The sequence below is a fragment of the Kitasatospora sp. MBT63 genome (assembly GCF_000710465.2).
Taxonomy (GTDB): domain Bacteria; phylum Actinomycetota; class Actinomycetes; order Streptomycetales; family Streptomycetaceae; genus Kitasatospora.
The window spans coordinates 1-7,081 of sequence record NZ_JAIZ01000528.1 but is presented as its reverse complement, the minus strand read 5'-3'; the positions used below and the strand labels follow the sequence as shown (position 1 = coordinate 7,081).

Sequence of the window (7,081 nt, the reverse complement as noted above, 5' to 3'; positions counted from 1 at the left end):
TCCGAGGCCGGTGAGGACCCGGCCGGGTCCTCCCCGGCCGGCCCGGCGGGGGAGGACCCGCGCCACCCGCTGTCCACGCTCTACCGCAGGCTGGCCGCCCAGGGCAGCTTCGCGGACGCCTCCGCGCTGATCGGGGTCGCGGCCGCGCTGCGCACCCGGTTCACCGCCGAGCAGCGGGCGGCGCACGCGCTCGCGCCGATCCAACTGGCCGCGGGGGAGCAGCCGCTGGCGGTGATCGCCTTCCCGGCGCTCAGCGCGATCTCCGGCCCGCACGAGTACGCGCGGCTCGGCCACGCCTTCCAGGGCGAGCGGGACGTCTTCGTGCTGCCCTCGCCCGGCTGGGCATCCGAGGACCCGCTGCCCGACGACCTCGACACCTTCCTCACCCTGCACACCGAAGCGGTGCTCGAACTGGTGGGCCCGGACCGGCCGTTCGTGGTGGTCGGCCGCTCGATGGGCGGCTGCGTGGCGCACGCCGTCACCGAGCGGCTGGAGGCGGCCGGCCGCCCGGTGACCGGGCTGGTGCTGGTCGACAGCTACCCGATCGACAGTGCCGTGCGCGAGGGCATGGGCGACTGGTGGCTGACCGCGATGCTCGGCGGCATGCTCGACCGGATCGAGCAGTACGACATGGTCTGGAGCGACACCAGCCTGACCGCGATGGGCGGGTACAACACCGTCTTCGCCGACTGGCGCCCCGGCCCGGTCGCCGCGCCGATCCTGGCGCTGCGGGCCGACACGCCGCTGCGCGGCACAGTGCTGGACCTGACCGGCCGCCACGACTGGCGGGCCTACTGGCCGGTGCCGCACGAGGCCCGCGACATCCCCGGTGACCACTTCACCGTGCTGGAACAGCACACCCCGACGACGGCGGCCGCCGTCCGGCAGTGGATCGAGACGAAGGAGCAGGAATGGTCGACCCGGTAGTCCTGGTGACCGGCGCGGCGTCGGGCATCGGCGAGGCAGTGGTACGGCTGTACGCGGAGCGCGGCCACCGGGTGGTCGCCGTCGACGTGGACCCGGTGGGCCTGGCGGCGCTGGCCGAACTGGACGGCGTGCTGACCCTGACCGGCGACGTGGCCGAGGCGGCGACCAGCGAACGCGCCGTCGCCCTGGCCCAGGAGCGGTTCGGCCGGCTGGACGCGGCGGTGCTGAACGCCGGGATCGGCGGCGGCGGACCGCTGGAGTCGCCGGGCGCGATCGAGCGCTTCGACCGCGTCTTCGCGGTGAACGTGCGCGGGGTGGCGCTCGGCATCCGGGCCGCCGCCCCCGCGCTGCGGACGGCCGGCGGCGGCGCGGTGGTGGCCACCTCCTCGGTCTCCGGCCTGCGCGGTGACCCAGGTACCTGGGCCTACAACGCGACGAAGGCCGCCGTGATCAACCTGGTCCGGGCCGCGGCGATCGACTACGCGGCGCAGGGCATCCGGGTGAACGCGATCGCCCCCGGCGGCACCGTCACGGCGATGACCGCCGGGCAGGTGGCCGACCCGGAGTTCTCCGCCTTCATCACCCGCCGGATTCCCGCCCAGCGCTGGGCGGACGCCCGCGAACAGGCCGAGGTGGTCTGGTTCCTGACCTCCCCGGCGGCCTCCTACGTCACCGGGGTGACCGTCCCGGTGGACGGCGGGCTGAGCGCCAACGGCGGCATCCTGCTGCCGCCGGCCGCGAGCTGACCGCCGGACCCCTACCAACATTTCCCAGCACGACTCACAACTCACCTAGGAGAAGCAACAGATGGGCATCGAGGCCAACAAGGTCCTGGTGGAGCGCTACTACCACGAGCTGGTCAGCGGGCAGCAGCTCGACCTGCTGGAGGAGCTGGTGGCGGAGGACGCCGCCGACGAGACCGTGGTCGGCCCGGGCGGCGCCGGCACCCGCGCGGACTTCGTGGGCCACCTGCGCGGCCTGTGGACGAACGTCCCCGACGTCAAGGCCACCGTCGAGGACCTGGTCGCCGAGGGCGACCGGGTGATCGCCTTCTGGCGGATCGAGGGCACCCACAGCGGACCGGTCTTCGGCGTGCCGGCCACCGGCCGCTTCTTCACCGGGCACAGCATCAGCACGCTGACCATCAAGGACGGCAAGGTGGTTCGCTACAACGTGCTGCCGGACCGCCTGGGCATCATCCGCCAGCTGGTGCCCGACGCCGGCTGACCACTCCCGCCCCGTTCCCCGGGCCCGGTCGGCACCGCCGGCCGGGCCCGCTCCCCTTGGAGGACCGCATGACCAGCACCGAACCGTCGTTGGCCGACGGAGAGCAGCTGCGCCGGCTGCTCGCCCGCTTCTCGCACGCCTTCGACAACGCCGACGCGGAGGCCCTCGGCGAGGTGTTCGCCGCCGACGGCACCATCGAACTGGCCCGCACCGGCGCGGTCTTCAACGGCCTGGCGCAGATCCGCGCGTTCAGCCGCGAGCTCGGGCCCGGCTCGCCCGACCACCAGACCCTGGACAGCGTGTTCTGGATCGACGAGGACGGCACGGCGCGCGGCCGCAGCCGGTACCTGGCGATCCTGGCCGACGGCAGCGTGCACAACGGCGACTACTTCGACAGCTACGTCCGCACCCCCGAGGGCTGGCGGATCGCGCACCGCCGCTCGGTGCCGCGCTACCCCCTGCCGGCCGAAGGGTGAGGGGTGCCGTAGGGGTTGCCTAGGGGTCCTCGGCGCCCGGAGCGCCGATAGCTTCTGGGTATCTGCCCAGCTCAACCCCTCTCTCGCAGACCCTCCTTCTCGCAACGGAGTCAACAGCATGTCCAGAACCGGGGCTCGCCCCCTCGCGCTGCTCGCCGCCCTCACCTCAGGAGCGCTGCTCGTCAGCGGCTGCGGTTCGAACGGGGCGGCCCCGGCACAGGGCGGCGCCGCCGCGCCGGTCCAGGGCGGTTCGCTGACCTACGCCACCGACGTGGAGCCGATCTCCTTCGACATCCACGTCAGCCAGCAGGACATCACCGGCGCGATCCAGCGCAACGTCTTCGACTCGCTGGTCCACCAGGACGCCAGCGGTGAGTTCCAGCCCTGGCTCGCCACCTCCTGGGAGATCGCGCCGGACCTGAAGAGCTACACCTTCCACCTGCGCGACGGCGTGAAGTTCACCGACGGCACGCCGTTCGACGCCCAGGCGGTCAAGGTCAACTTCGACCGGATCGTGGCCAAGGAGACCAAGTCGCAGTACGCGGCCAGCCTGCTCGGCCCCTACACGGGCACCGAGGTGATCGACCCGCACACCGTCAAGGTCCGGTTCAGCGAGCCCTTCGCGCCCTTCCTGCAGGCCGCCAGCACCGCCTACCTCGGCTTCTACTCGCCCAGGACGATCCAGGACAACGGCAGCAAGCTCGGCGCCGGCGGTCCGGCGGACGTCGGCACCGGGCCGTTCGTCTTCACCAGCTACACCAAGGGCCAGAGCGTGGTGCTCAGCCGCAACCCCGACTACAACTGGGCGCCCGGCGGCGCGGCCCACCAGGGCCCGGCCTACCTGGACAAGCTCACCATCCGCTTCCTCACCGAGGATTCGGTGCGACTGGGCGCGCTCAACAGCGGCCAGGTGCAGGTGGCCGACCCGATCCCGCCGACCGACGTCAAGACGGTGCAGGCCGACAGCCGCCTGAAGGTGCTCAGCACCGACGCGCCGGGCGCCAACTACGCGCTGGTGCTCAACACCACCAAGGCGCCGCTGGACGACCCGCAGGTCCGCAAGGCCGTGCAGCGCGGCATCGACCTGGACACCGACGTGAAGAGCGTCTACTTCGGGGTCTTCAAGCGGGCTTGGAGCCCGGTCTCGCCGACCACCCCCTACTACGACAAGGCGCTGGAGAACAGCTGGCCGTACGACCCGGCGGTGGCCAACAAGACGCTGGACGACGCCGGCTGGACCGCCCGCGACTCGGCCGGCTACCGGACCAAGGACGGCCACCGGCTCACCCTGGAGTGGCCGCTGCCGCCGGCCGAGTACGTCCGCGAGCAGCGTGACACGCTCGGCCAGGCGATCCAGGCCGACCTGAAGAAGGTCGGCATCGAGGTCACCCGCCCGCGCCAGGACATCGGCACCTACATCGCCAACGTCTACGGCGGCAAGGAGCACATCGCCGACTACAGCTGGGCCCGCTTCGACCCGGACGTGCTGCGGCTCTACTTCAACAGCTCCAGCCAGCCCGCCAAGGGCGGCCAGAACGCCACCTTCTACCAGGACGCCCAGCTCGACCAGTGGACCGACGCCGGCAAGGCGACCTTCGACAAGACGGTCCGCCAGGACGTCTACACCAAGACCCAGCAGCGGGCCATCGACCTCGGCCTGATCGTCCCGCTGTACGTGCGCACCTCCGTGGTCGGATACTCGACCCAGGTGCACGGCCTGTCCGCCGACCCGAACACCTGGCTGAGCTTCCACGACGCCTGGATCGGCAAGTGACATGACCGAATCCGGCCTGACGGTCCCCCGGCTGCTGCGCGGGGTGCTCAGACGACTGCTCGGCGCCTTCGCGGTGCTGCTCGGGGCCGCCACGGTCGCGTTCACCGCGCTCCAGTTGATCCCCGGTGACCCGGTCACCGTGATGCTGGGCCCGGGCACCGCCGCGACCCCCGAGGTCAAGGCGCAGATCCGGGCCCAGTACGGGCTCGACCAGCCGATCGCGGAGCAGTACCTGCACTACCTGGGCCGCCTGCTGACCGGCGACCTGGGGGAGTCCTACCAGCTCCAGCGCCCGGTCGCCGACCTGATCGGCGACCAGCTCCGGCCCACCGTCCAACTCGCTCTGGCCGCCCTTGTGCTGGCCGTCGCCATGGCGCTGGTCGCAGCCGTGGCGACGGCCGGGCGGCGGCCCGCCCTGCGGGCCGCCAGCTCACTGGCCGAGCTGTTGGCCGCCTCCAGCCCCTCGTACTGGATCGGCATCCTGCTGCTGACCGCCTTCTCGTTCCAGCTGCGGATCTTCCCGGTGGCCGGCGACCAGGGCCTGCCGGCCCTGGTGCTGCCGGCGGCCACCTTGGCGCTGCCGCTGGCGGGGGTGCTCGCCCAGGTGCTGCGCGAGGGGCTGGAGACCGCGCTCGGCCAGCCGTTCACGCTGACCGCCCGCTCGCGGGGCCTGGGCCGGGGGGCCGTGCTGCTGCGGCACGCGCTGCGGCACGCGGCCGCCTCGGCGGTCACCCTGGCCGGCTGGCTCTCCGGCACCCTGCTGGGCGGCGCGGTGCTGGTGGAGACGGTGTTCGGCCGGCCCGGCATCGGCGCGCTCAGCCTGCAGGGCACCACCAACAAGGACATGCCGCTGGTGATCGGAGTGGTGCTGCTTTCGGCACTGGTCTTCGTCGTCATCTCCACCGTGGTCGATCTGCTCTACCTGGTGATCGATCCCCGTCTCAGGAGCACCTGATCCCATGGCCCGCCCCGCCGCCGGACGCACCGGCCCGCTGCTCTCCGGACGCGCCGGCCCCCTGCTCGCGGGCGTGCTGCTGGCACTGATCGTGCTGGCCGCGCTGGCCCCCGGTCTGCTCACCCACGCCTCCCCGGTCGAGACCGACCCGGCCCGCGCGCTGACCGCCCCCGGCGGCGCGCACTGGTTCGGCACCGACCAGCTCGGCCGCGACCTGTTCGCCCGGGTGCTCTACGGCACCCGCCCCTCGCTGCTGCTGGGCCTGGGGGCCAGCGCGCTCGCGGTGGCCGGCGGCGCCCTGCTCGGGCTGACCGCCGCCCTCGGCGGGCGGGCCGTCGACCAGGTGCTGATGCGCGGCGCCGACGTGCTGCTCGCCCTGCCGCCGATCCTGCTCGCGCTGCTGGCCGTCGCCGTGCTGGGCTCCGGCGCGGTGAACGTGATGCTCGCCATCGCGATCGCCTTCGTGCCCGGCTACGCCCGGATCGTGCGGGCCGAGACCCTGGTGGTGCGTCAGTCCGGCTACGTCGAGGCCGCCGTGCTGCTCGGCCGCCGGCGCAGCTCGCTGATCCTGCGCCACATCCTGCCCAACGCGATCGGACCGATGCTGGTGCTGGCCGCCGTCGGCTTCGGCGCCTCGCTGATCGCCGCCTCCGGGCTCAGCTTCCTCGGCCTCGGTCCGCAGCCGCCCTCGCCGGAGTGGGGCGCGATGCTCTCCCAGGGCCGCAACTTCCTGCAGACCGCCTGGTGGATCGGGATCTTCCCGGGCGCCGCCATCACCCTGACCGCACTCGTCGTGGGCGTCCTCGGCCGGTACGCCCAGCGCCGCTTCACCCGGAGGACCGCCGCATGACGCTGCTCACCGTGCAGGGGCTGGACGTGCGCTTCGGCCCGGTCCGCGCCGTCCGGGAGGTCTCCTTCGAGCTCGACTGCGGCGAGTGCCTGGCCGTGGTCGGCGAGTCGGGCTCCGGCAAGAGTGTCACCGCGCGCAGCCTGGTCGGCCTGGCCGGCCGGGGCGCCGCGGTCACCGCCGGCACCCTGGACTTCGACGGGCTGGACCTGACCGCGCTCGGCGAGGCCGACTGGCGCGGCGTGCGCGGACGCCGGATCGGCCTGGTCCTGCAGGACGCGCTGACCTCGCTCGACCCGCTGCGCACGGTCGGCGCCGAGATCGCCGAGCCGCTGCGCGTGCACAAGCTGGTGCGGCCCGCCGTGCGGGGCGCCCGGGTGCACGAACTGCTGCGCCGGGCCGGGGTGCCCGAGCCGGAGCGCCGGGCCGGGCAGTACGCGCACCAGCTCTCCGGCGGGCTGCGCCAGCGCGCCCTGATCGCATCCGCGCTGGCCGGCGAGCCGGACCTGCTGATCGCCGACGAGCCGACCACCGCGCTGGACGTCACCGTGCAGGCCCAACTGCTCGACCTGCTCGACGGGATGCGCCGCCAGGGCACCGCGCTGCTGCTGATCAGCCACGACCTCTCGGTGGTGGCCAGGCTCGCCGACCGGGTCGCGGTGATGTACGGCGGCCGGATCGTGGAGACCGGCCCGACCGGACGGCTGCTCGCCGAGCCCCGCCACCCGTACACCCGCGCCCTGCTCGCCGCCGTACCCGGCGCGCGCACCCGGGGCAGCCGGCTGGTCGCGCCATGGCCGGCCCGCCCGCAGCCCGGCCCCGACGGCTGCCCCTACGCGGCGCGCTGCGCCGGGGCCGCCGCGGACTGCCGGGAG

Annotated in this window: 8 protein-coding genes; all 8 read left to right on the top strand. The window is 73.5% G+C overall.

Features of this window, described 5'->3' with window-relative positions; all coding sequences use genetic code 11:
* A partial coding sequence (locus AA75_RS28430) for a thioesterase domain-containing protein (RefSeq protein ID WP_033823140.1) occupies positions 1-927 on the top strand: 927 nt, incomplete at its 5' end.
* Positions 912-1,673, top strand: coding sequence for an SDR family NAD(P)-dependent oxidoreductase (locus AA75_RS28425; protein WP_033823139.1), 762 nt, complete (start codon positions 912-914; stop codon positions 1,671-1,673). The genes AA75_RS28430 and AA75_RS28425, both read left to right, overlap by 16 nt.
* A 61-nt stretch (positions 1,674-1,734) precedes the next feature.
* The gene (locus AA75_RS28420; protein ID WP_033823138.1) at positions 1,735-2,154 is read left to right on the top strand and encodes an ester cyclase; all 420 of its coding nucleotides are present in this window, start codon (positions 1,735-1,737) and stop codon (positions 2,152-2,154) included.
* Positions 2,155-2,222: 68 nt separating this feature from the next.
* Entirely contained in the window at positions 2,223-2,630 is a 408-nt protein-coding gene (locus AA75_RS28415; protein ID WP_051813603.1) for a nuclear transport factor 2 family protein, read from the top strand.
* Positions 2,631-2,748: 118 nt separating this feature from the next.
* Positions 2,749-4,404, top strand: coding sequence for an ABC transporter substrate-binding protein (locus AA75_RS28410; protein WP_033823137.1), 1,656 nt, complete (start codon positions 2,749-2,751; stop codon positions 4,402-4,404).
* Between the two features lies 1 nt (position 4,405).
* Positions 4,406-5,359: an ABC transporter permease gene (locus AA75_RS28405; protein WP_033823136.1), complete on the top strand. Its 954-nt coding sequence runs from the start codon at positions 4,406-4,408 to the stop codon at positions 5,357-5,359.
* Between the two features lie 4 nt (positions 5,360-5,363).
* On the top strand, positions 5,364-6,209 hold the full coding sequence (locus AA75_RS28400) for an ABC transporter permease (RefSeq protein WP_033823135.1): 846 nt from the start codon (positions 5,364-5,366) through the stop codon (positions 6,207-6,209).
* Positions 6,206-7,081, top strand: an 876-nt coding sequence (locus tag AA75_RS28395) for an ABC transporter ATP-binding protein (protein ID WP_033823134.1), incomplete at its 3' end; no start/stop codon positions are given. The genes AA75_RS28400 and AA75_RS28395, both read left to right, overlap by 4 nt.

Bases quoted from the DNA above. Each gene is read 5' to 3' on its own strand.
- AA75_RS28425 (WP_033823139.1), top strand. From the start codon at position 912: ATGGTCGACCCGGTAGTCCTGGTGACCGGCGCGGCGTCGGGCATCGGC.
- AA75_RS28410 (WP_033823137.1), top strand. From the start codon at position 2,749: ATGTCCAGAACCGGGGCTCGCCCCCTCGCGCTGCTCGCCGCCCTCACC.
- AA75_RS28400 (WP_033823135.1), top strand. From the start codon at position 5,364: ATGGCCCGCCCCGCCGCCGGACGCACCGGCCCGCTGCTCTCCGGACGC.
- AA75_RS28420 (WP_033823138.1), top strand. From the start codon at position 1,735: ATGGGCATCGAGGCCAACAAGGTCCTGGTGGAGCGCTACTACCACGAG.
- AA75_RS28415 (WP_051813603.1), top strand. From the start codon at position 2,223: ATGACCAGCACCGAACCGTCGTTGGCCGACGGAGAGCAGCTGCGCCGG.
- AA75_RS28405 (WP_033823136.1), top strand. From the start codon at position 4,406: ATGACCGAATCCGGCCTGACGGTCCCCCGGCTGCTGCGCGGGGTGCTC.